Annotated in this window: 22 protein-coding genes; 12 read left to right on the plus strand and 10 right to left on the minus strand. The window is 45.5% G+C overall.

Annotated elements, in window-relative coordinates:
• Nucleotides 1-294 precede the first annotated feature (294 nt).
• Nucleotides 295-1845, minus strand: coding sequence for a malate dehydrogenase (quinone) (gene mqo, locus MED92_RS16840; protein ID WP_007022793.1), 1551 nt, complete (start codon nucleotides 1843-1845; stop codon nucleotides 295-297).
• A gap of 431 nt (nucleotides 1846-2276) precedes the next feature.
• On the opposite strand from mqo, the gene MED92_RS16845 reads away from it, so the two are divergent.
• Nucleotides 2277-2678: an SMI1/KNR4 family protein gene (locus MED92_RS16845; protein ID WP_007022794.1), complete on the plus strand. Its 402-nt coding sequence runs from the start codon at nucleotides 2277-2279 to the stop codon at nucleotides 2676-2678.
• A 2-nt stretch (nucleotides 2679-2680) separates the two neighbouring features.
• Nucleotides 2681-3091, plus strand: a complete 411-nt coding sequence (locus MED92_RS16850; protein WP_007022795.1) for a hypothetical protein — start codon at nucleotides 2681-2683, stop codon at nucleotides 3089-3091.
• 62 nt (nucleotides 3092-3153) lie between these two features.
• Here the strand turns inward: MED92_RS16850 and MED92_RS16855 are convergent, their stop codons facing one another.
• The 3 genes from MED92_RS16855 to MED92_RS16865 all read right to left on the minus strand — a co-directional run bounded on the left by MED92_RS16855 (nucleotide 3154) and on the right by MED92_RS16865 (nucleotide 7206).
• Nucleotides 3154-4914, minus strand: coding sequence for a PHA/PHB synthase family protein (locus tag MED92_RS16855; RefSeq protein WP_007022796.1), 1761 nt, complete (start codon nucleotides 4912-4914; stop codon nucleotides 3154-3156).
• A gap of 270 nt (nucleotides 4915-5184) precedes the next feature.
• Nucleotides 5185-6675: a methyl-accepting chemotaxis protein gene (locus MED92_RS16860; RefSeq protein ID WP_007022797.1), complete on the minus strand. Its 1491-nt coding sequence runs from the start codon at nucleotides 6673-6675 to the stop codon at nucleotides 5185-5187.
• A 3-nt stretch (nucleotides 6676-6678) separates the two neighbouring features.
• Entirely contained in the window at nucleotides 6679-7206 is a 528-nt protein-coding gene (locus tag MED92_RS16865; protein ID WP_007022798.1) for a PAS domain-containing protein, read from the minus strand.
• A 123-nt stretch (nucleotides 7207-7329) separates the two neighbouring features.
• Between MED92_RS16865 and MED92_RS16870 the strand changes: the two genes are divergently transcribed.
• Nucleotides 7330-7575 carry a glutaredoxin family protein gene (locus MED92_RS16870; protein ID WP_040663185.1) on the plus strand — a complete coding sequence of 82 codons (246 nt, stop codon included), beginning with the start codon at nucleotides 7330-7332 and terminating at the stop codon, nucleotides 7573-7575.
• On the opposite strand, the gene MED92_RS16875 is transcribed toward MED92_RS16870, so the two are convergent.
• Nucleotides 7572-8378: a TatD family hydrolase gene (locus tag MED92_RS16875; RefSeq protein WP_007022800.1), complete on the minus strand. Its 807-nt coding sequence runs from the start codon at nucleotides 8376-8378 to the stop codon at nucleotides 7572-7574. The two genes, MED92_RS16870 and MED92_RS16875, sit on opposite strands and share 4 nt — an antisense overlap.
• 14 nt (nucleotides 8379-8392) lie before the next feature.
• Complete coding sequence (locus MED92_RS16880) at nucleotides 8393-10357, minus strand: transglycosylase SLT domain-containing protein (protein WP_007022801.1); 1965 nt, start codon at nucleotides 10355-10357, stop codon at nucleotides 8393-8395.
• 149 nt (nucleotides 10358-10506) lie between these two features.
• Between MED92_RS16880 and MED92_RS16885 the strand changes: the two genes are divergently transcribed.
• Nucleotides 10507-12417 (plus strand): ATP-binding cassette domain-containing protein, encoded by a 1911-nt coding sequence (locus tag MED92_RS16885; protein WP_007022802.1) that lies wholly within the window; start codon nucleotides 10507-10509, stop codon nucleotides 12415-12417.
• Nucleotides 12418-12427: 10 nt separating this feature from the next.
• Here MED92_RS16885 and MED92_RS16890 read toward each other — a convergent pair whose 3' ends face one another.
• Nucleotides 12428-12871, minus strand: a complete 444-nt coding sequence (locus MED92_RS16890) for a universal stress protein (protein WP_007022803.1) — start codon at nucleotides 12869-12871, stop codon at nucleotides 12428-12430.
• A gap of 156 nt (nucleotides 12872-13027) precedes the next feature.
• Between MED92_RS16890 and MED92_RS16895 the strand changes: the two genes are divergently transcribed.
• Both MED92_RS16895 and MED92_RS16900 read left to right on the plus strand, forming a co-directional pair.
• A complete protein-coding gene (locus tag MED92_RS16895; RefSeq protein ID WP_007022804.1) occupies nucleotides 13028-13534 on the plus strand; it encodes a hypothetical protein in 507 nt (168 codons plus the stop codon).
• Entirely contained in the window at nucleotides 13531-13767 is a 237-nt protein-coding gene (locus MED92_RS16900; protein WP_007022805.1) for a DUF1653 domain-containing protein, read from the plus strand. Before MED92_RS16895 ends, MED92_RS16900 begins: the two co-directional genes overlap by 4 nt.
• 8 nt (nucleotides 13768-13775) lie before the next feature.
• On the opposite strand, the gene MED92_RS16905 is transcribed toward MED92_RS16900, so the two are convergent.
• A complete protein-coding gene (locus MED92_RS16905) occupies nucleotides 13776-14480 on the minus strand; it encodes a hypothetical protein (protein ID WP_007022806.1) in 705 nt (234 codons plus the stop codon).
• A 272-nt stretch (nucleotides 14481-14752) separates the two neighbouring features.
• Between MED92_RS16905 and topA the strand changes: the two genes are divergently transcribed.
• Genes topA through MED92_RS16920 form a run of 3 tightly spaced genes read left to right on the plus strand, consistent with a single transcriptional unit; the run spans nucleotide 14753 to nucleotide 18192 of the window.
• A complete protein-coding gene (topA, locus tag MED92_RS16910) occupies nucleotides 14753-17389 on the plus strand; it encodes a type I DNA topoisomerase (RefSeq protein WP_007022807.1) in 2637 nt (878 codons plus the stop codon).
• An 11-nt stretch (nucleotides 17390-17400) separates the two neighbouring features.
• Nucleotides 17401-17925 carry a DUF6586 family protein gene (locus MED92_RS16915; RefSeq protein WP_007022808.1) on the plus strand — a complete coding sequence of 175 codons (525 nt, stop codon included), beginning with the start codon at nucleotides 17401-17403 and terminating at the stop codon, nucleotides 17923-17925.
• A gap of 6 nt (nucleotides 17926-17931) precedes the next feature.
• A complete protein-coding gene (locus tag MED92_RS16920; RefSeq protein WP_007022809.1) occupies nucleotides 17932-18192 on the plus strand; it encodes a hypothetical protein in 261 nt (86 codons plus the stop codon).
• Between the two features lie 13 nt (nucleotides 18193-18205).
• On the opposite strand, the gene MED92_RS16925 is transcribed toward MED92_RS16920, so the two are convergent.
• Both MED92_RS16925 and lexA read right to left on the minus strand, forming a co-directional pair.
• Nucleotides 18206-18658, minus strand: coding sequence for a cell division inhibitor SulA (locus tag MED92_RS16925; RefSeq protein ID WP_007022810.1), 453 nt, complete (start codon nucleotides 18656-18658; stop codon nucleotides 18206-18208).
• Nucleotides 18659-18660: 2 nt separating this feature from the next.
• Entirely contained in the window at nucleotides 18661-19263 is a 603-nt protein-coding gene (lexA, locus tag MED92_RS16930; RefSeq protein ID WP_007022811.1) for a transcriptional repressor LexA, read from the minus strand.
• A gap of 152 nt (nucleotides 19264-19415) precedes the next feature.
• Here lexA and dinG point away from each other — a divergent pair, with 152 nt between their 5' ends.
• Genes dinG through MED92_RS16945 form a run of 3 tightly spaced genes read left to right on the plus strand, consistent with a single transcriptional unit; the run spans nucleotide 19416 to nucleotide 23252 of the window.
• On the plus strand, nucleotides 19416-21539 hold the full coding sequence (gene dinG / locus MED92_RS16935) for an ATP-dependent DNA helicase DinG (RefSeq protein WP_007022812.1): 2124 nt from the start codon (nucleotides 19416-19418) through the stop codon (nucleotides 21537-21539).
• A gap of 11 nt (nucleotides 21540-21550) precedes the next feature.
• On the plus strand, nucleotides 21551-23044 hold the full coding sequence (gene rhlB, locus MED92_RS16940; RefSeq protein WP_007022813.1) for an ATP-dependent RNA helicase RhlB: 1494 nt from the start codon (nucleotides 21551-21553) through the stop codon (nucleotides 23042-23044).
• Complete coding sequence (locus MED92_RS16945) at nucleotides 23028-23252, plus strand: hypothetical protein (RefSeq protein ID WP_007022814.1); 225 nt, start codon at nucleotides 23028-23030, stop codon at nucleotides 23250-23252. The genes rhlB and MED92_RS16945 overlap by 17 nt, the downstream gene beginning before the upstream one ends.
• Nucleotides 23253-23257: the final 5 nt, after the last annotated feature.

Below are 23257 nucleotides of genomic sequence, written 5' to 3' on the forward strand. Positions count from 1 at the left end.
TCTTCTCTATTGTTGCCACAGAAGTCAGGTTCTGGGGTAAAGGCCGCACAAGCTTTGGGGCGCTCCGGTTTAATAAAGATTTTACAGCGAAAGTCTTCATCCAGGTGCTTGCACCGAATGCCTGCGGGTTTGTTTAGGGCGTTAATGCTAGGAGCTATACAGCAAGCTCCGCAGTTCTCTCTGCAGTCCATGGAAGTAATTCGAATTAATAAAGTCTCATTATAACGAAAGAGTTCACCCAATAAAAAAGGCCGGTTTGGTAACCGGCCTTTTTCGATTCATGATGAATCTGATTTACGCAGCAGTATCAGTGTCTTGATCCTGCAGGCTGTTGGTTTCAGCCTGCGCTTGAATCTTTTTTACGGTATCAAGCCCCAGTACTTTCAAGTTGTGGCTACGAACTCTATTCAGAAGTTCTGCATCCTGAGTCAGATCTTGTCCGTATGATGGAATCATCGCATGGATCTTATCCTGCCACTCAGGTGAAGCCAGTTCTTCCGCGAAGCATTTTTCAACGATACTAATCATCGTTGCTACCGCAGTTGAAGCACCCGGTGATGCACCAAGTAGCGCAGCCAGCGAGCCATCTTCAGAAGAGATGACTTCAGTGCCAAACTCCAATTTGCCTTTACCATTCTCATCTTTTTTGATGATCTGGACTCGTTGCCCAGCAAATGACAGTTCCCAGTCTTCATCCTTAGCATCAGGGAAGAAGTTGCGAAGCGCATCTACGCGCGCACTATGGGATTGCATCACTTCGCTGATCAGGTATTTGGTCAGGTCCATATTGTTCATGCCAACAGAAAGCATTGGGGCCAGGTTGCCCAAATTGATACTTTTTGGCATGTCAAAGATAGAGCCTTTTTTCAGGAATTTAGTAGTAAATCCTGCAAATGGGCCAAACAGAAGCGCTTGCTCACCATTGATCACACGCGTGTCAAGGTGAGGGACGGACATTGGAGGCGCACCTATCGGAGCAGTGCCGTATACTTTCGCCAAATGCTTTTGAACGATCTCTGGTTTTTTACAAACCAGCCATTGACCACTTACCGGGAATCCACCATAGCCTTCGCCTTCGGGAATATCAGACTTTTGCAGCAGGGGAAGTGCGCCACCGCCAGCGCCAAGGAAGACAAAGCGAGAGTTATAAACTTCTTTTTCGCCGGTCTGGTCGTTTTTCAACGTAACAGTCCAGCCCTTATCGCTGTTCTTCTTCAGATCTTTAACGGTACGGCTAAGCAGTAGTTCAAAATCATCCTGGCTGTCCAGGAAGTTAACCATGTTGCGTGCTAGGGAGCCGAAGTTGACATCCGACCCATAGCGGACACGGGTTGCTGCAACTTTCTCATTTGGATCCCGGTTTTCCATAACCAGAGGCATCCACTCTTTTAATGTGTCGTGGTCCTCGCTGTATTCCATATCAGCAAACTGAGGAGTAACGCTCAGCGTTTCGAAACGCTTGCGCAAAAACTCAACATTACTTTCACCCCAGACAAAACTCTGATGTGGAACCGGATTGATGAACTGTGTAGGTTCCGGCAGGGCACCCTGCTCAACCAGGTAGGACCAGAATTGTAGGCTCACTTCAAAGGATGCGTTGATAGCGAAAGCTTTAGTTGCATTAATGCTTCCGTCCTGCATCTGAGGCGTGTAGTTCAATTCACAATAAGCCGCGTGTCCAGTACCGGCATTATTCATACCGTCAGTACTTTCATGTGCGACATGATCGAGGCGCTCTACCATGCTGATTTTCAGAGATGGGTCCAGCTGCTTGAGCATTACACCAAGTGTAGTACTCATCGCTCCCGCGCCGACTAGCAATACGTCTACTGATTTTGTGGTCATAGGAACTTCGCCATTTTTTAATAATAATAATGGTTTTGAAGTAACGCGGATAATAAGGCTTGTGGCCTGAACAGTGATTGGCTGTATTCAATTCGACTGTCATCAACCGCGACTTCAATCTGCAACCTCAAACATAATTTTATGACAGCTTTGAGATGTTGCAGTGCAGTTGGCGCGAATTATACGGATTCTGTCTGTAATGTCTTGGGCAATTGGGTTAAAGGTGTTAGCAATTTGGCTTAGATTTAACCTAAAGTATTACTTATTAGGGCTTAAGTACCAGAATTTAAATAATTTTTATTTTTTATAGGTATATGTATATATCTAATTCTCATAAAAGGGTTCTGAAGGATTTATTCTGTTCTCGTCATTTACATCTATTAATAGCTGGTCTAGTCTGCCGGTCAAAATTCAAGGGCGTGGGGTGTTAAATGGAAGATATTATTGAATTACTGCGTGAAAAAAATGCTGAGGTACCTGTACCTCTCGATCTGCCTGATGAAGATGATCTGGTTGAAATTGAAGAGCAGATTCTCATTTCGTTGCCCGATGAATATAAGTTTTTCCTACTCGAGGTGAGTGATGTAGTGTTCGGTTCGATAGAACCAGCTACGGTGACTGATAGCTCTTCACATACCTTTTTACCAGAAATGGCTGCGACTGCGTGGGATAGGGGAATGCCAAGAGAGTTTATCCCCATCTGTGAGCATGCTACTGGATACTACTGTATCACTCAGGAGGCAGAGATTTTACGTTGGCAGTTTGGTGATGGGATTGTTGATGAATGGCCATCGATCTGGAATTGGGCAAAAGAAGTGTGGCTGGAGAGCTAATAATGAGTTCAAAACTATTTCGCCAAGTAGAAGAGTTGGCTGAGGCTATGTTACAAGCTGCTGAAGCCGATGCTGAAACGCAGTTTTATGCTTTGTATGTGGATCTTAAGCAATTGTGTGAGGCTGCAAGTGGAAAAAAATCTGAGCACCCTGTTCTTTGGGAAACGCTTGCTGATTTCACTGAAGAGAATGATGAGGCTATTCGCTTTTACGAAAAAGCTTATCTGCTGGCGGATGCGCAAAAAGAGAATGAATACAAAGCGTCGATAAAGTTCTCTATGGCATGCCGCTTTCAAGAGATGGAAAAGCAGAATGAAGCATTAGAAGCGGTGGAACAAGCCGGCAAGTTTGCAAGCTTCACCGAAGATGATGAGCTAAAGCAGGATATAGTGGAGCTACGAGAGCAGCTTTAATCGATCAAAACAGACATAAAAAAACGGAGCTATCAGCTCCGTTTTTTTATTTTGGCAAGCTATTAATCGATACGTACAGCGACATAACGACCTGGAGCGTCTTCTATCGCTTTGTAGGTGTCGTTACCTGGCGCTTTCGGTGCCGGAACTTTTTTGCCTGCGCGTCGCTTCAGCCACTCAGCCCAGTGAGGCCACCATGAACCTTCCTGACGTTCTGCAGTTTCAAACCATTTCTCAGAACCTTCGCCCAGCTCACCGTTGATCCAGTAGTTTCGACGGTTTTTTGAGGCAGGGTTGATAACGCCTGCAACGTGACCACTTGCACCTAGTACAAATTCATTCTTACCTTTAAGAAGCTCCGTACCTGAGAAAGTGCCTTTCCAAGGTGCGATATGGTCTTCGATAGTAGACAGGAAGTAGCAAGGGATTTTGATTTTGCTCAAATCGATCTTTTCACCGCAAAGCGAAATCTGATCTTTCTGAGTCAGGCCGTTTTCCATGTACATTTTATTGATGTAGAACGTGTACATATCCGCCGGAAGATTGGTCGAATCGCTGTTCCAGTAAAGGATGTCAAACGGAGGAGGCGTCTGGCCTTTCAGATAGTTATTAACTACATAGGACCAGATCAGGTCATTGGCGCGGAGCATGTTGAATGATGTTGCCAGCTCGCGACCGCTGAGGAAGCCCTGATTCTCAACTTTCTCTTCTAACTGTTTAACTTGCTGTTCATCGATAAATACACCAATGTCACCTGGATCGGTGAAATCCATTAATGTCGTGAAGAATGTAGCGGAAGCAATGGAGGCATCCTTACGGGCAGCCATCACAGCCAGGGATGTAGCTAGCAGAGTACCACCAACGCACCATGCGACAGCATTGATCTTATCTTCACCGGAGATCTCTTTTACAACACGAGTTGCTTCCAGGATGCCCTTCTCGACATAGTCATCCCACGAAATGTGGCCCTGCTCTTCGCTTGGGTTTGCCCAGGAAACCAGGAAGGTTGTCTGACCCTGATCGACACAGTATTTAACGTAAGAGTTATGTTCCTGCAGATCAAGAATATAGAACTTGTTGATCATTGGCGGAACGATCATCGTCGGACGAGAGAATGTTTCTTCAGTGGTTGGTTTGTACTGAATCAACTGGAACATCTCGTTTTCAAAGACAACAGTGCCTTCTGTCGTCGCGATGTTTTCGCCGAGTTTGAATGCGGTCTCATCGGTCATGGAGATGCGACCCTTTTCGGAATCAGTCAGTAGATTCTTAAGGCCGTCTACAAGGCTCTGACCCTTGGTTTCAAGTGCTTGCTGAAGTACTTCAGGGTTAGTTGCCGCGAAGTTGGTTGGAGACATCGCATCGATATACTGTTGCGTGTAAAACTCCAGCTTTTTCTGTTCCTTATCGGACAGGTTGGCGTTTGAGGCCATCTCCTGAAGCAGTTTAGAGCTCAGAAGGTAAGATTGTTTGATGTAGTCGAAAACGGGGTTCTTTGACCATTCTTCAGCCTGGAAACGACGGTCGCCGCGGGCAGGTTCAGCTACAGCGTTATCTGTTTTTCCAGTGAGTAAGTTGGTCCAAAGGTTAATCTGACTCTGTTGATAATCTGTGATCGCGCGAATCCAGACAGTTGGGTCTTCCCAGGAGCGATTAGCCAGCTCAGTCCATGACTGAGTGAATTGAGTAAAGATGTCGTCGCCACCTGATTGAGAGAACATCTCCAGAACTTTTTGGGTTTCCGTGTTCAGGTAGTCAATAAACTCCTGAGGGTTGGAGAGTAGATTGCTATTGTTGTCCATTGATTCGCCTTTCTTTGTCATATCCGTCCTTCCATCTTCTTTAGCATCACATCTTTGTAAGATATTGAGGCGGGAATTACACAATTTTCACAGGGATTTCAGATTATTCTTGCTTCCGTTCGATTGCAAGAGCATGAAATGTTGTTTATGCATATTCTCTTGTGCGGCGCAATGTATCAAGGTATCCCTTGGTCGATCACACTAAGGTGTTAGGGAAACTACTTAAAAATTCCTACAAAGTGGACTGGATTTAGTCCACTTTGTTGGTTTTTCCAGCTAACAGGCTGCCCATTACATCGCATGTCGTTCATCGATCATATCATCGATATATTGCAGTATTTTGTAACTTTCTTCCTCAGCTGTGCGCATGTTGGCAACAATGTTGTTACGAATTGCTTCGTCTTTACGCCAATTATCATCGCGCATAGAAACCGCCTTGAAAACCGACTGGTGTACCAGTTCATGGGGGGCTTCCAGCTTGCTGTAAGCTCGAGTTGACTGGAATGACTCTGCGCCAAAGCCCTCGTAATACCATTTGCCCAGGCGGCACTCAGTATGGGTTTTAGATACTGCATCAATTTCTGAACTTCTGGATTTAGAATCATCCAAAGCGATATAACCATTTTGTTTAAAGATGACATGGTCGGCTTTGGCCAGAGATCCGAAGGTTCTGTCTTTTGCATAAGAGATATAGCGTTGTGTGTCCTCTGCGGAGCGGGAGATATCAGCAAACTGCTCCCTGAAATGCTGCACTCGCTCACTAATCTCTTCAGCCGCCTGAGAAGAAACATCGGATTGGCGAACCATCTCAGCCACACGTTCGCTGAAGCTGTTGATGGTTTCCGTTACTTCAATTGCTGCTTCCTTGGTTCGATTGGAGAGGGCTTTGACTTCATCGGCTACAACGGCAAAGCCTCGGCCCTGTTCGCCAGCCCGCGCGGCTTCGATGGCTGCGTTAAGCGCGAGAAGGCTGGTTTGGTCAGCGATATCGGTAATGATAGACAGCGATTCTGATACTTTAGAACTGTCTGCCTCGAGCGCTTTAGTGACATCAGAAACACCGTTAATATTTTTGGTAATGCTTTCAAGCGAAACACTCATGTCTTCAACGGTGACTTGGCTTTTTGATGCCGCTTCGCCGTTCTTGGATGCTATTGTCTCTACTTGCTCCATCTCTTCTGATATCTTCACCAGGTCGGCCTGGTTTCGCTTCAGGTTCTCAATCAGGTGAGTCGTATTTAGGTTGTGAAGCTCTGATTTAAGTTGGTTTGATACCAGAAACTTCGTCCCTTCCTCCATCTTCTCCAAAGAGGTATTTATTTGCGAAAGTGATTTACGCAGTCTTCCAGGCATACCTTTGTAAAGCGCTTTACGATCGTACCGACCTTCGGCAACGTAACTAAAACAGGCATCCACTTCTTTGAAATAGGATTCGACTCGGTCGAGGAGGTCATTAAGTTCCCATGCGACCTTGCCTACTTCACCTAAACCTGCAACAGAGGTAATTCGGCAACTGAAATCGCCATCATTGGCTTTGCTAAGTGTGCTGTTTATTCGCTCAAGCGCATTAGTGGCGTAATCATTTGATTTAACTGTGTATATCGCCAATAGGATGGTGAAAATAGCAGGGCCAATGACCCACCACTGAAGCCCGTTAAGAACGGACGTGGTTATCAGCGTAGCAATAATTAACGTAAGCCAGCTGCACACGATGATACGTGTTCTCGAGCGTAAAGAAGGTATGCCGCGGCTGGTGGAATTAGAATAGTGTTTCTTACCCATAATTCAGTCCTTATCCAAACTCATTACCAGGTCAAAATAGCTGACACCTAGTTCTTCAAGCTTGGACTGTAATAATGCAATAGAGGCATCTGCGGCATTCTTAGTGCCAACACGCTGTTCCTCTGCAAGCATCTCCGCGTAGACAGCAGAGAGAGTATCGATTGCTTTCTGGCTAGGCTTACGACGTACGGAGTAATAGCCCATCAGGTTACCTTTGTCGTCGTAATCAGGGGTGACATTAGCGAAAACCCAATAGAACGAACCGTCTTTGCACATGTTTTTAACATAGCCAAAGAACTCTTTTTCCTGTTGGAGTGTTTGCCATAGAAACTTAAAAACCCCTCGCGGCATATCCGGATGGCGTACGATATTATGTTGTACGCCTAAGAGTTCGGCTTCGCTGTAACCTGCGATATGCATAAAAACGCGGTTAGTATATGTAATGACACCCTTGCGGTCGGTTTTGGAGACGATAAACTCATCATCTGCCAAGCGAACTTCATTGTTCTTTGGAGTGATTTTATTTTTCATTATGGGACTTTCATCAAGCTGCGCGTACTTTGTGTAGGGAAGTCTAGCATGTTCTGGAACGTACATTCCGTGATCTGGCGCAGGGTAAACGGTCTGTAAAATAAATTTTGGATAAAATAGGCGATGCGAGAATTAGAATTGATGGGAACTTTGGGTTGCCATCTTTGTGAAGTTGCTGAGGCATTGATCGTCGCAAACGTAGATATGCAAAAGTATGCTGTATATCAGGTAGATATAGCAGAAGAGGATGCATTGATGGATAAATACGCGGTGCGTATTCCAGTGCTGGTAGATCTTAACAGTGGTGCTGAACTTGACTGGCCATTCGGCCAGCCTGAGTTAGAGAGCTTTCTTAATCAGTTGGTTTAGTGGGTATCACCCAACCCAAAAAAGTGCTGAGTATTGATCTGGACCTGGTATTTCAACTCTTCAATCGTGGTGCCTCGAAGCTCTGCAACTTTGGCTGCTATATGGGGTAGGTAGAGTGGCAAATTACGCCTGGACTTGGGTTTCGGTTTAAGATCTCGTGGGATTAAATAGGGCGCATCGGTTTCCAGCATTAAACGATCTTCAGGAATATCTTTTGCCAGCATCTGTAGCTCTTGCCCTCTGCGTTCATCACAGATCCAGCCAGTGATCCCTATGTGCAGATCCAGATCAAGGTAATTATAGAGTTCAGACTTTGTGCCGGTAAAACAGTGTGCCACCGCTGCTGAAATGTCATCTCTATGACTCTGTAGCATTTCAATCTGCTTTTTATGCGCATCTCTTTCGTGTAAGAAAAGCGGCAGTTTGGTCTCGGAGGCCATCTCCAGCTGTTTTTCGAAACACAGAACTTGCTGTTCGGGTGTTGAAAAATTGCGGTTAAAATCCAGCCCGGTTTCGCCTACGGCGACGACGCAGTCTTCTTTATATAAGCTACGCAGGCTTTCAAATTGCTGTGTGGAGTGGTCTTTAGCATAGTGGGGGTGTATACCGACTGTGCAAAACAGCTGATTTGGGTAGCGCTGACATAACTCTATCGCCTGATGGCTTTCCTCCACCGTTGTTCCTGTAATAATGAGCTTTTCTATATTGTGCTCGTAGGCTTGATCGATTACTTGTTCTCGATCTTTATCAAAACTGCTATCGGTAAGATTGACACCGATATCTATCCAGAAGTTGTTGGTCATGTCTGTTCTTTGATTTAAAGGGCTGTTCGCTTACTTTGATTTAAGGCCAGTAACTGTACCTGTTTCTCAGATAATAAGCTTGGTTGACGCCCTTCAAGTCGGTCGTAGATAACCCTAAAGGCCAGTACGTTTTGGACATATTTGCGAGTCTCTTTAAATGGAATGGTTTCTATCCATACATCCAAAGGTAGGTGACCACGTTGTTTTAACCACTTCTTCACGCGGTGTGGACCAGCATTATAGGCAGCTGCAGCGTAGGCGGGATTGTTGTCAAAACGTTTGAGCATATCTCCCAGGTAAGCTGAGCCCAGAGTAATATTTGTTTCCGGGTTGTAGAGTTCAGAGATCTTTTTATAAGGCACTTTATGCTTTTTCGCCGTTTGCTTGGCGGTGCGAGGCATGAGCTGCATCAAGCCGCGTGCCCCAACTCTGGACTGGGCGTTAAATAGGAACGCGCTTTCCTGGCGTGCAATGGCAACAGGAAAGCTCAAATCCAGGTTGTTCTTCTCGGCATGCATTTCAAAGAGTTTCGCATGCGGATGTGGGAAGCGTAGGTCAATATGATCCCAGCGCTCGGTTTTGGCAGCGTTGATAATCGCTTGTAAATGCCAGCCCCAGGAGCGAGCAAGGTAGCCTGCTAATTGAATCTCTTCTTCGTTCATCTGGCCAAGTGCAGTACGCCATTCACGATTGGCTTCAGTGAGCCTCCCCAGTTTGAATAACTCGCCTGCACGAGCTGCGGCAGGGAGTTGCGAAAGCTCTTCTAATTGAAGGTCAGAAATTGCATCACTTTTTGCGTTCATTCTGAACGGGGTGTTGTTTAACTCAGCGGCGACGAAACCATAAAAGCTTCTGTCTTCGGCAAGGGCTTTGATCTCTTCTTTATGCGAGTTTTGAGGGTCCAGGTGTCTATCAGCGATTATCGCCCAGTATTGCCATTTTGGGTCTTTGGCTTCTTCTGCGGGTAGGTGCTTTACCCCTTGCTTAACGGCTAACCAATCTTGTTTGGCTAGGGCATTTCTAATGCGGGTTTCAGTGAGTTCCGCCGACTGGTAGTCAGGATCCAGTCGTTGGCTCAGTTTAATGGCCTGAGAGTGGTAGTTACGGTTCAGCCTTATACCCATATATTCGGAAACGTTAAGCTGTTCCTCTTTAGGTACTAAACTGTCTCGATGTTTGATCCAGCTGTTGGTCGCTGTAATCGCTTTTTGTCTATACCAGCGTTTGTAGGAAAGTTGTGCGGTTTTAGACTGGTGAACTTTTGGCAGTTTTTTAAGCAAGGTGCTTTCGACTTTTTCCGGATTGTTATAGATACTCCAGAACAATTCTGCTTGAGCTTTTAGCTTTTTGTTTTTTATCTTTTTAGTCAGATATTGAGCCAGTTTAATGTTTCCCTGCTCAATGCTAAGCCAGAAACGGCCAATGGCTTCTTTTGAGGTTGGTCTGCCTGTTGCCATCCAGGCTTTAAATAGTGGATCACAAGCCTTAGGTTGCGAATTGCCGACCATCCAAAGGGTTTTAGCTTGATAGAGCGCGGCTTTTTTTTGCTTCGTTGTCCCATTGAGTAAGGCTGTTTGGTTCTGGCATTCGTAATGGATATGCGCAACAGGGTGCTTGGCGTAATGTTTTCGATAAGCAGCCCATTTCTTTGTTTTGATTAGGTGGTTTAACCACCTGCGGTTCAAACGATCTGAAATGGGCAGATCAGGATACTGTTCAATAAATTTAGAAACACTTACAGAGTTGGATGAGGTGAGCCTTCCGTTGATCTCCTGATAATCCAAATAGGGAAGTAAAGGGTAATCCTTTAGTTCGGTTTTCAGCTTTTTGTATTGGCTGATTTTATTCGCTTTATACAGCTTCTCAGCCTGAATAAATTTATTTCGCTGTTGCTCCAGCGAGGCGGAAGCGAAGGTTGAAATGAAAAGAGAGAGTGAGCATAAAAAAAACAGTACAGCCCGGGATGCAGAGTGTCTCATTACCAAATCCTATGAAAAATCCATTACTCTTTTATACGGCAGTTTAGACGTTTTATTAAATGTTAATTTCGTTGAATGCAGCAATTTCATGCAAAGGATGAAAAAAACAGTAAAATAGCTGACTTTTTACAATAGTAGCTGAATCTATAATGCCTCTGATTAGACTAGACAATATATCCATTGCTTTTGGTGCAAAGCCTCTCCTGGATCAGGTGAACTTTCAGATAGAACCCGGAGAGCGCGTCGCTTTAGTGGGCTTGAATGGTGCGGGTAAGTCGACTTTGTTGAAGCTGATCGGAGGGCATCATAAAGCTGACTCTGGTGAATTCTGGGTGTCGCCTACTTGTCGGATTGCTGAGCTTCCACAGGCCATGCCCGCTGCGGATGAACGAAAAGTCAGAGATGTTGTGACCGAAGGGTTGCAGGATATACGAGCACTACGTGAAGCTTATGACCAGTTAGCATCAGCCGAAAATACAGATATGCGCAAACTGGAAGAACTCCAGCATGAGATCGAAGCGGTTGATGGATGGCATCTTGAGCAAAGGGTTCAAAGGGTTATCGAACAGTTAGAGCTTCCAGGGGATAAGCTCATGTCGGAGCTTTCTGGCGGCTGGAGACGACGCGCAGCGCTTGGCGCAGCACTGGTTCAGCAACCGGATCTGCTTCTTCTGGACGAACCGACTAACCATCTCGATATTGAAACGATCGAATGGCTTGAGCAACAGTTGATGGAGTTTAAAGGGGGATTGTTAATTATCTCTCATGACCGCTCATTGGTTGATCGATTGGCTACCCGCATTGTCGAGCTTGATCGTGGCATTTTAACCTCGTTTCCCGGCAGTTATTCCGCTTACCTTGAGCTAAAACAGAAGCTGCTTGAGGAGGAAGAGAAGCATAATGCGGAATTTGATAAAAAGTTGGCTCAGGAAGAGCGTTGGATCCGTCAGGGGATTAAGGCGCGAAGAACCCGTAATGAAGGCCGGGTCAGAGCGCTGAAGAAAATGCGTAATGAGCGTGCGGACCGTCGCGAGCGCTCTGGTAAGGCTAAATTTGCACTGGAAGAAGCTGCACGTAGCGGAAAATTGGTTGCTGAATTACAGAGCGTCTCATTAGCTTATGGTGAGCGTTACCTGTTTAAAGACTTTGATTTTACATTACAGCGCGGCGATCGTGTTGGACTTATTGGTCCTAATGGCGCGGGTAAAAGTAGTTTGCTCAGTGTATTGCTGGGCAAGCAAGAGCCCGATTCCGGGAATGTGAGAATTGGCACGAATCTAAAGATAGCTTATTTCGATCAGCTTAGGGCGCAAATAGACCCTGAAAAGACAGTGATGGACAATATTGCCGAAGGGCGTGAGAGCATTACTGTAAATGGGCGTACCCGCCATTTGATCAGCTACCTTAACGACTTCATGTTTGCGCCTGAGCGGGCCCGAACGCCTGTGAAAGCGTTGTCTGGTGGGGAAACTAACCGTGTTCTCCTGGCGAAGTTGTTCAGTCAGCCGGCGAATCTACTGGTTCTTGACGAACCCACCAATGACCTTGACATAGAAACATTAGAATTATTGGAAGAGATTATTCTGGATTTTGATGGGACTATCTTGCTGGTTAGTCATGATCGTTCATTCCTGGATAATGTTGTGACCAGTACGCTGGTTTTCGAAAGCAATGGCGGGCTCTGTGAGTATGTGGGCGGCTATAATGACTGGCTTCGCCAGCGGCCTAAAATTGCAGCACCGGCGCCAAAGCGGGAGAAAAACGAGGTGCCGCCCGCGAATGAGGCGCGTGAATCCTCAGGAAATGACAGTAAAGCGGCACCCAAAAAGAAAAAGCTCAGTTATAAGCTGCAACGGGAATTGGATGAATTACCGGGTAAGCTTGAAGACGCTGAAGCTAAGCTGGAAATCTTGCAGGAAGAAACCAGCGCTGCAGATTTCTACCAGCAAAACCATGAGTCCGTGAATGAAAAACTGGCGGAACTTCACAAACAGGAAGGTATTGTAGAGGAGTTAATGGAGCGCTGGGTTGAATTGGAAGCGATGCAGGAAGGGGAGTAATCCCCTTTCCTTAATCTTCATCATCGATAATTCTTACAGCGAGTACATCACAGTTAGCGCCATGTAACACCCCATTCGCAGTGGAGCCAAGTAGTAAGGCAATTCCGTGGCGCCCATGACTTCCTACAATGATCAGGTCAATGTTGTACTCATCCGCGATTCTGTGGATCTCTGTCTCTGTATGACCTGTAACGACTAACTGTCCCTCAATTGGGTAGCCTATAGAATCGCTAAACTTCTGGAGCTTTTGCTTGGCGTGGTCGTCGAGTTGCTCCTGAATTGAAGTGAGGTCCATAGGTACATCACCACCATAAGCAAAACTTAGCGGCTCAATTACATGGATCGCATAAAGGGCAGCACCATTCGCTTCAGCAATTGTCCTGGCTTTTTCTCTAAGCTGCTCTGACTCATTGGAAAGGTCGAGTGCTAGAAGTATCTTTTTGTAAGTGCTCATTTTTGACCTCTGCTATCAATGAAATGATTGGATACGTGGTTGATTAATAACGCCACGAATTACCTCTGTTGTCAGATTAGCATAGAGCGCATAACTTCGTAGTCTGATAAACTCACAATCCTGATTTTTATCAATATTTTAGCCGGAGTTTCACTCATGAAGTGGATGATAATCGTACTGATTATGATGTCATTGATCGGTTCGATGATGTGGGTCATGCCAACTAAGCGCCAAAAGTATCAGGCCGCCTTGCGACTGAAAGCGAAAAGCCAGGGTTTTCTCGTTCAGTTAGAGAAGGTCAAGCCTCCTCGAGCGAAAGGGGAGCTGGAGGCAGACCTTCGGGATATGACTGCTTATAGAATTCTACGTCATGGATTGAGCCAGAAAGAAAAAAACGCCTTTAATGATTGGCAGATCTTCAAAGTAGCAGCCGTTGCTAATATAGGGCTACCGGAGGGGTGGAGCTGGGCATCAGGTGAGCGCTCTCTGAGTGATGCTGAACTTGATAAGTTAAATGAGTTAATCGCAACGCTTCCTGATGGGGTCTTCTCAATTGAATCTAATGCCGTCTATATGGGGGTTCATTGGGATGAAGAGGGAGGAGAGCAGACTATGCAGGATATGTATAGCGATCTGCAAAAGTTCACGGAGCTAAAAATATGAATGAAAAAGAAACCCTTGAACAGCTAAAACCAGGTCGTTATCGTCATTATAAGGGGCCTGAGTATGACGTCTTATATACAGCCAGACATTCCGAAACCGAAGAGTGGCTGGTGGTCTATAAACTCGGTTATGGTGACAGGTCTGTTTGGGTCAGACCTTTAGATATGTTCTGCGAAGAGGTGACCTTAGCTGATGGTAAATCTGTACCTAGATTTGAGCGTATATCTGACTAGCTATTTACCTAGAGTAAACGATCCATACTGTCTGCCAGGGTGCCTTGAGATTTGGGTCTGCGCGGTTGGATGCTGTCGATGAGCGCCTCAACCTTATCCAGACGCTCTTTTTTATTGTGATGGGGAATGTTGGCTCTAACCAGTAAAGCTTTAGCATGACGGTAGTGAGAAACCGCAGTCATTAGATCTTCCGCCTGTTTAAAACGGTCGCCCTGGCTGACATGCGCATCGGCGACTACCGTAATCCGTAGCCAATAGAGTTCCTGTTGATAGCTACGAGCGAGTGTTAAAGTAATCTTGTTGCCCCTGGCTAGCTGCAAAACTAATTTTTCAGCAAAATTGATGTATATCTGAGCACGTTTTAGGGAGCGATCACTATCAAAGGCAGAAGGGTCGGCATAGGCCTTGTCTGCGGTATCTTTTTGTTGTGAAAGGTTTTGAAAGAGTTCCGAATCGGGGGCAAGTAGTGCTACTTCTTCGAGTAAAGACGTCGCATGCTCGTTGATCTTATGGATGATTTCAGGCTTACAGTCTGCTTCACGGAGGACGGCTAAAGCTTGCAGAATATGTTCTGCTTGGCCTTTAAGCCACGTGAGGCGCTTATCTTTAGCTTCTTCCTGTTGTTCTCTGGTCGTAATCACAAAGTTAACGGTCAGTGCAATGAGCCCGACGACTGCGATTATTGCGACATAAAAGATGTTGTCATTCAGCATAAAGATAAATAGTTAATAACTGCCTGTTAAATATAGTGAATATTCTGGACTTTATAGGCTCTTTGGTAAAGATTAAGTTGATCCATTGGTCTACTTTTATAGTAAATGTTGCTTGACCGGAGCAATTGCAACACTTATATATGCACCCCAATTATGAATTTTATCAGGTAAAGTCCTCCAAGCTACTAGTTGTGCATCTGCCTTCTATTGTGTATTTGTTTATATAGGCACGGCGCTTTAACCTGAAATCAGCCCTAAGAAAGAAGGACCCTATGGGAAAATCCCTTGTAATTGTCGAATCACCTGCGAAAGCAAAGACTATTAATAAGTATCTGGGAAGCCAGTATGTTGTTAAGTCCAGTGTGGGTCATATTCGCGATTTGCCAACCAGTGGTAGCACGACCAAGAGTGATCCTAAAGAACGTGCTCGTCAGGCAGCGATCACACGTAAAATGTCGCCTGAGCAGAAAATTGAGCACAAGAAGAAAAAAGCTCGAGCGCAGTTGATCGGGCGAATGGGTATTGATCCTGATAAAGGATGGGATCCTCATTATGAAGTGCTACCAGGCAAAGAAAAGGTCGTAGATGAACTGAAACGACTCGCAAAGTCAGCCGATGAAATCTATCTCGCAACCGATTTGGATAGAGAGGGAGAGGCGATTGCCTGGCATCTGCGCGAAGCGATTGGTGGTGATGAAGATCGTTATCGCAGGGTTGTTTTCAATGAGATCACCAAGAAAGCAATTACCGAAGCGTTTGATGAACCTTCTGCACTGGATATGGATCGGGTTAATGCGCAGCAAGCGCGACGTTTCCTGGACCGAGTTGTTGGCTATATGGTTTCCCCACTGTTGTGGGAAAAGGTCGCACGTGGTTTATCCGCTGGTCGAGTACAGTCTGTTGCGGTTAAGTTGGTTGTAGAGCGGGAAAAAGAGATCAGGGCTTTCGTTCCAGAAGAGTTCTGGGAAGTGCAGGCCGATTCTTTGACGTCTGCAAAGGCTGAGTTACCGCTTCAGGTGCATCGTTATTTGGGTGAGACTTTCCGTCCGGGCTCTGAAGATGAGACCAATGCACACCTTGAGCGTTTACGCTCGGCAGCGCTAAACGTAGTCAGTCGCAAAGACAGACCTACAACCAGTAAGCCTTCAGCGCCATTTATTACCTCCACGCTTCAACAGGCTGCGAGTACGCGCCTTGGGTTTGGGGTTAAGAAAACCATGATGATGGCTCAGCGTTTGTATGAAGCGGGTTACATCACCTATATGCGTACCGATTCTACAAACCTGAGTGCCGAAGCTGTGGCAAGTTGCCGCGAATATATCGGTGATAACTTCGGCAGTAAGTATCTGCCGGAAACACCCAATAGTTACAGTAGTAAAGAGGGTGCTCAGGAAGCCCATGAAGCGATCAGACCTTCTGATGTAAACGTTGAAGCAACCGCTCTGAAAGGAATGGACCGCGATGCTGAACGTTTATACGAACTGATCAGAAGACAGTTCCTTGCATGTCAGATGACACCCGCTCAATTCCTGAGTACACGTGTGAGTGTTTCAGCCGGTGATTATGAGCTTGTGACAAAAGGACGAATTCTTAAGTTTGATGGCTATACGCGTGTAATGCCTGCTAAGGGTAAGGGTGAAGAAGATATCATCCTGCCTGATGTAGATGCGGGGGATACACTTGAGCTTGTTGCGCTTAATCCTAAGCAGCATTTTACCAAGCCAACGCCTCGTTACACTGAAGCGAGTTTGGTTAAAGAGCTTGAGAAGAAGGGTATTGGTCGCCCATCAACTTATGCTGCGATTATATCTACGATTCAGGACCGCGGTTATGTAGAAGTACAGAACCGACGTTTCTATGCTCAGAAAATGGGCGATATTGTCACCGAAAGGTTGAACGAGACTTTTTCTGATCTTATGGATTTTGGCTTCACCGCCAGAATGGAAGAAAGCCTGGATGATATCGCTGAAGGCAATGCCGATTGGAAGCAGTTACTTGATCAGTTCTATGCGGGTTTCTCTAAAAAGCTAGAGGAAGCGCAAGGGGTTGAAAATGGTATGCGTCCTAACACGCCTACTGAAACCGATATTCCTTGCCCTGATTGTGGCAGGGATATGATGATCCGTACCGCTAGTACGGGTGTATTCCTCGGTTGCTCTGGTTATAGCCTGCCTCCTAAAGAGCGCTGTAAATGTACAATCAATCTGGTATCGGGTGATGAAGTCGTCAGCGTTGATGGTGATGATGAAGAAGAGTCACGTATCTTACGTAAGAAGCATCGCTGTAAGCTTTGTGGCTCCGCGATGGATTCCTACCTGATCGATGAAGGTCGCAAGCTGCATGTCTGTGGTAATAACCCCGATTGTTCAGGGTTTGAAGTTGAAAAGGGCGAGTACCGAATTAAAGGGTATGATGGCCCAACGCTTGAATGCGATAAGTGTTCAGCTGAAATGCAGCTGAAAACCGGCCGTTTTGGTAAATATTTCGGTTGCACCGAGTGTAAGAACACCCGCAAGCTTTTGAAAAATGGTGAGCCTGCTCCACCTAAGATGGATCCGGTGCCAATGCCTGAGCTTCAGTGTGAGAAAGTGGAAGATACCTATATCTTACGTGATGGCGCGTCGGGTCTGTTTTTGGCTGCCAGCCAGTTCCCGCGTAACAGGGAAACACGTGCACCGAAGATAGTTGAGCTTCTGCCGCATCAATCTGAAATTGATCCGAAATATGAGTTCCTATTCAGTGCGCCTAAACAGGATTCAGAAGGGAATTTAAGTGTTGTTCGTTACAGTCGAAAGACAAAGGAGCAATACGTTATGACCGAGGTCAATGGCAAAGCGACTGGATGGCGTGCATTCTACAGGGATGGAAGCTGGGTTGAAGAAGAGACCCGGAAAAAAGCTAAGAAATAGGTGGTGAAAGGATGAGCGGGATCTATCTGGCACGAACCAATCAGAAACTGAGTTTTGCACGTATACATCTGGATCAGTTGAAGCGGGCGCAGAGTGATACGAGTTGGAATAAGCACGCATTAATTGAGTCATATAATGAGTCTGTGCTGTTCCATCTTACATCGGCTTATGATGCATTTTTGCGGGAGATAGCTGAACTGTATAAAGTGGATACAGAAACTTTATCTGGATATCGCTCACTCGCCGCTGAGCTTGATAAAACAGGGGTGGAAAGCCCCGAGTTAACGCAGCTAAGCTCACTTGAAGCTGATAATAAAGGCTGGTTACATAAGTTAATGTCGGCATATGAAGCTTGCTGGCATGGTTCGGACAAGCAGAGCCAGCCTACGGAAACATCCAGTGTATCCGAGATACATGTATTGCAGGTTAACCCTGATCATGCAGAGGATGGTGAAATCATCGATGAATATGAAACATGGTTTGAATCACTTTCTGAACTCATTAATCGCCTGAGAGAAGGTATGCAGGAGTGGTAGTTTAAGGTGTCAGGAAATAATCCGGAACTAGTATTGGAAATCGTTGAACTGGAAGATGGCGAGCTTGCTATCAGGGATGCGGATAGTGGTTCTGAACCCATCATGAAAATTAACTTCTCAGAAGAAATTCGAGAAAAGTTAAATGATCAATGTCTTGAAGTGGCCCGTGTAATGTTAACTGCTGGTATTCAGATGGTGGCTGAGTCGGGCGTTGATTTGTCTAATAATGAAAGTGAGCAGGAACAACCTGCTCCCACTATTCATTAAATTTTTGCATAGTTTAGCTGTGCTGGCGGCGGCGAATAACAATGCCGTGACTTTGGCCCTCTTTCGCCGCTGATTCTAATCCCGAAAGCTCCTCTTCCGATAAATATCCCGGCCAGGAAATTACCGCGTGGCTGGTTCCGGTGCTAAGTGCTTGTTGGGCAAGTTCGTATGTGCTGTGTTTATTATCCGGGTTTAGCAAAATGACTTTGCTTAGATCAATACCTGCTTCGATCAACAGGTGCTTTGGAAGTAGTACTGGTGGGGCAATCCAGACAAACCAGCGATCATCTCTGCTTAATTGAGCTAGCAGAGGCATAAGCATAGGAATGTTAGAAAAGTTATCATCTTTAACGACAATTTCTGTAACTGTTCCTGCTAAATTGCTTTGAGAACGGTCAGTTTTCAGCTGTACGATATGCTCTTTATGCTTTGGGAATAAAGATGCGTTTGCCTGTAATGCCATCATGCTTAGTTACCTCTGCGAATAACTCCAACACCTAAACCTTCAATTGCGATCTCCTGTTCGGACAGGTCGACAACAATCGGCTCGAATTCTTCGTTTTCTGCGATCAGATAAACGATATTACCTTCCTGCTTAAAGCGCTTTACAGTGACTTCATCGTCAAGCCTGGCGACAACGATTTCACCATCGCGGGCTTGCTGGCACTGATGAACGGCCAGAAGGTCGCCATCCATAATGCCAATGTCTTTCATGCTTGTTCCCTTCACTCTCAGAAGATAATCGGCTTTTGGGTGAAAGAAGTCAGAGGAAATGGTGCAATGATCTTCAACATGTTCCTGGGCTAGAATCGGTGATCCTGCTGCCACTTGACCAACAATCGGCAGTCCAGTCTCTTCTTCCAGTTCTGGCACACGAATACCACGAGATGTCCCTGGGATAATTTCAATGGCACCTTTTTTGGCGAGCGCTTTAAGGTGTTCTTCTGCAGCGTTGGCAGATTTGAATCCAAGATCACGAGCTATATCAGCACGTGTAGGGGGGTAACCCGTTTCTCCGATGTGCCGTTTAATGCAATCAAGAACTTCCGTTTGTCGTTTTGTTAGTTTCATGATCTCGGTTCTGGTTGTTTATACAGTACTTGTATTTTTATACAGTGTTTTTCATTTGTAAAGTAACTAATGTTTTTTTATACAGTGTTTTTTGTTTTTGTGGTTTTATACCTGTTAAAATTGATAGCTCTTTGCATCTTGGAATATCACCTTTGTTAGATAAGCAGATACAGAAAACAATCCAGCAGGCTTATTCTTCATTTCTTGATAATCGTGGTTTAAAAGCCCGTTACGGCCAAAAAATGATGATTGCCGAAGTCGCCCGCACGCTTGGTTCAATTAATAGTAACCATGAGGGTGTCCGTGAGGGTGGTAACCATATTTGTGTCACGGAAGCTGGCACAGGTACAGGTAAAACCATGGCCTATCTGCTTGCGTCTGTGCCCATTGCTCAGGCTAGAAATAAAAAGGTTGTTGTATCTACAGCGACTGTTGCGCTCCAGGAGCAGCTTATTCTCAAAGATCTTCCTCAGTTAGTGACTGAAGCGGGCATTAATCTGACCTATGGGCTCGCAAAGGGGCGCGGGAGATATTTTTGTATTTCTAACGCAGAAAAGGTTTTAGAGCAGCAAAATGAGTTAGGGCAGATAGCCCTATATGAAGATGAAGTCGCTCAGAAACTTGATCAAGAAGTTATCCTGGAAGTTAAAGGTCTCTTGAGTCAATATGCTTCTGGGGAATGGGATGGTGATAGAGATAGCCTGGTTGATACGGTGCCTGATCCTATCTGGCAGCTCTCTACCAGTGATCATGTCAGGTGCACTAACAGGCGATGCAGTAATTTCTCCAGCTGTCCTTTCTTTCTGGCACGTCAGCAGTTGGACAAATGGGATCTGATTGTTGCAAATCATGACCTGGTTCTCGCTGATCTCTCTTTAGGGGGAGGTGCAATCTTATCTCCGCCTGAAGATACGATTTATATCTTTGATGAAGGTCACCATCTATCGACAAAAACCACCGGGCATTTTGCATATAGTCTCAGAATAAAATCGAGCATCCGTTGGTTAAGTACGGTTACACGTACGCTAAATAAGCTTTTAAATGAGGCTTCAGAGCACGTAGTTCTGATTAGTTACATTGATAAGCTGGCGACCCCTTTTTCCGATATGGAGAGGAGTCTGCAAGAGATGCAAACCCTCTTGAATATGCTGCTTGAAGATAAGTTATCAGGTCCCTCAGATCGATACCGTTTTGCGCAGGGAATTATTCCTGAATCCCTGCAGTTGAGCGCATTAAACCTAGCCCAGGCTGCTGAAAGGGTAGTTCTAAAATTTGAGCAAATAGTTGATCTGCTTAAAGAGGGTATGGATGGTGAGTTGGCTGATCTTCCAAGAGAGATGGGGGAAAAGTGGTTCCCGCAAATAGGCGCTTTTCATTCGAGAGTTCAGTCTATATATGGTCTCGCACGCTCCTATTCAGCATCTGATCAAACAGGCGCGTTACCGACAGCAAGGTGGATACAGAAGGTTGATGGCAATGAGGGTATTGATCTTGCCTGCCATAGTAGTCCGGTTTCAGCAGCGGATAACCTTGAAGAGCACCTTTGGAGTCAGTGCTATGGTGCAGTTGTAACTTCAGCAACATTAACTGCGTTGGGGCGGTTTGATCGGTTATATACCGACCTTGGGATACCTTCTGACAGTCCTTGTGCGGTCTTTAACAGCCCTTTCGATTTTCAAAATGCAGCACAATTACGAGTGCCTGCAATGAAAACAGATCCAGGGAACCCTGATCTTCATAATCAGGAAATCAGTGATTATTTAATCCAGTTGTTACCCACTGAAACTTCAGCATTGGTATTATTCAGTTCTTGGCGTCAGATGCGGTATGTTCTCGATGCGATGCCTGCTACTATTGTCGCTGATAGTATTTTAGTTCAGGGTGATCTGGCTAAGCATGAAATTCTTCGCCAGCATCGTGAAAAAATAGACCAGCAGAAGGCGAGCATTATTTTTGGATTGGCTTCTTTTGCTGAAGGCGTTGATCTGCCTGGTAAGTATCTTACCCATGTGATCATTACAAAATTACCTTTTGGGGTTCCCGATGACCCTGTTGATGCTACTTACTCTGAGTGGATTGAATCTCAGGGGCGCAACCCATTTGAGGAATGGGTCATACCGATGGCATCGATGCGATTGACACAGGCAACGGGAAGGCTTCTTCGAACAGAAGAAGATAAAGGCGATATAACTCTGTTGGACAGGCGGTTTATAACCCGGCGCTATGGTAAACAATTACTGGCTGCTCTTCCGCCGTACCGACGTAAATTTTCTTAGGAATTAGTGACTTGAGTACTGAAAACAAAGTGGAAGCTCCAACTGAGAGCTCAAAAAATAAAAAGAACGATTCCACGCGCAAGCCTCAAAGAAGAAGACGCTCAAACTATCGGAATAATAAAGTTCAATGGGATCCATCGAAATTTGTGGTGCCTGAGCAAGAAGGGAAGATGCGTTTTCATGATTTCAATCTTCCTGATGATGTATTGCACGCGATTTCGGATCTTAAATTTGAATACTGTACTGGTATTCAGGCAGAGACTATTCCCGCAGCACTTGCTGGAAAGGACATTATCGGTAAGGCGCAGACGGGAACAGGCAAAACAGCTGCCTTCCTGTTGGGTATTATTACGGATCTAATCGATTATCCACTTGAAGAAAAGCCTCGCTTGGGTGAGCCGCGTGCACTCGTTGTTGCGCCAACCCGAGAACTTGCCCTGCAAATAGCTGAAGATGCCAAAGGCCTGGCTAAATATACTGATCTCCATGTGGTTAGCCTGGTTGGTGGTATGGATTATGAAAAGCAGCGTCAGAAGCTAAAGAAAAAGCCTGTCGATATTCTGGTCGCAACGCCGGGTCGTTTGATCGATTTTGTGAACCGAAAGGATGTTGATCTTTGGAACGTAGAGGTACTGGTACTCGATGAAGCGGATCGTATGCTAAGCATGGGCTTTATCCCTGATGTGCGTACGATTGTACGTAATACTCCGCGTAAAGGTGCTGACCGCCAGACATTATTGTATAGCGCAACCTTTACCGACGATATCCTCAATCTGGCGGAACAGTGGACACTTGATGCTGTGAAGATTGAGATCGCACCAGAAATTAAAACCACAGATAATGTTACACAGACGGTTTACCTCGTCTCGGGTGAAGAAAAGTATCGTTTGCTTCGTAACTACATGGATAAAGACCATGCAGAGAAAGTCATTGTCTTTGGTAATCGCAGAGATGAGACGCGCCGTTTAGCTGATCGGCTCTGTAAAGACGGTATTCGTGCGGCACTGATGTCCGGTGAAATTCCTCAACAAAAACGAGTACGTACCCTGGAAGATTTCAGAAGTGGGAAAATTCAGGTACTCGTTGCTACTGATGTCGCGGGTCGTGGCATTCACATTGATGGTGTGACTCACGTCTTTAACTATCAACTTCCTGAAGATCCTGATGATTATGTACATCGTATCGGTCGTACAGGGCGTGCAGGCGCTACCGGCGCTTCGATCTGCTTTGCTTGCGAAGACGACTCATTCCTTATTCCTGAAATTGAAGCTGAAACAGGTGTGAAACTGGAGTGTGTCCATCCTGAAGCTGAGCTTTTGCTTGAACCAAAAGCAAAGGTTAATACAGATGAAAAGCCTGAAGAGAGCGCTCCAGATGTGCCTAAGTCAGAGGTTCTTGAAGAGGCCAATCAGCAAGAGCCAAAAGCAGTTGAAGAGCCTTCAGAAGCGAATGTAACTGATAAAACTGAAATGTCAGGCGATAGCGAAGATGTCTCAAGAGGATAAGCATAAGACCAAACGTTTGGCTAACATCATCGCGGTAGTGTTTAGTGCGGTGATCGCAGCCCTAGGTGTAGCGGGTTATCAGAGAACTGATGATCCATTACAACTGATCTTATTTCTAGGCTTAGCAGTATTGGGATATATCATTGTTATATTTCTTTTCAAGGGAATTAACAAAATCCTCGATACGATGGACGACTCTGCTAAATAGTCAGC

The organism is Neptuniibacter caesariensis (assembly GCF_000153345.1).
GTDB classification, from domain to species: domain Bacteria; phylum Pseudomonadota; class Gammaproteobacteria; order Pseudomonadales; family Balneatricaceae; genus Neptuniibacter; species Neptuniibacter caesariensis.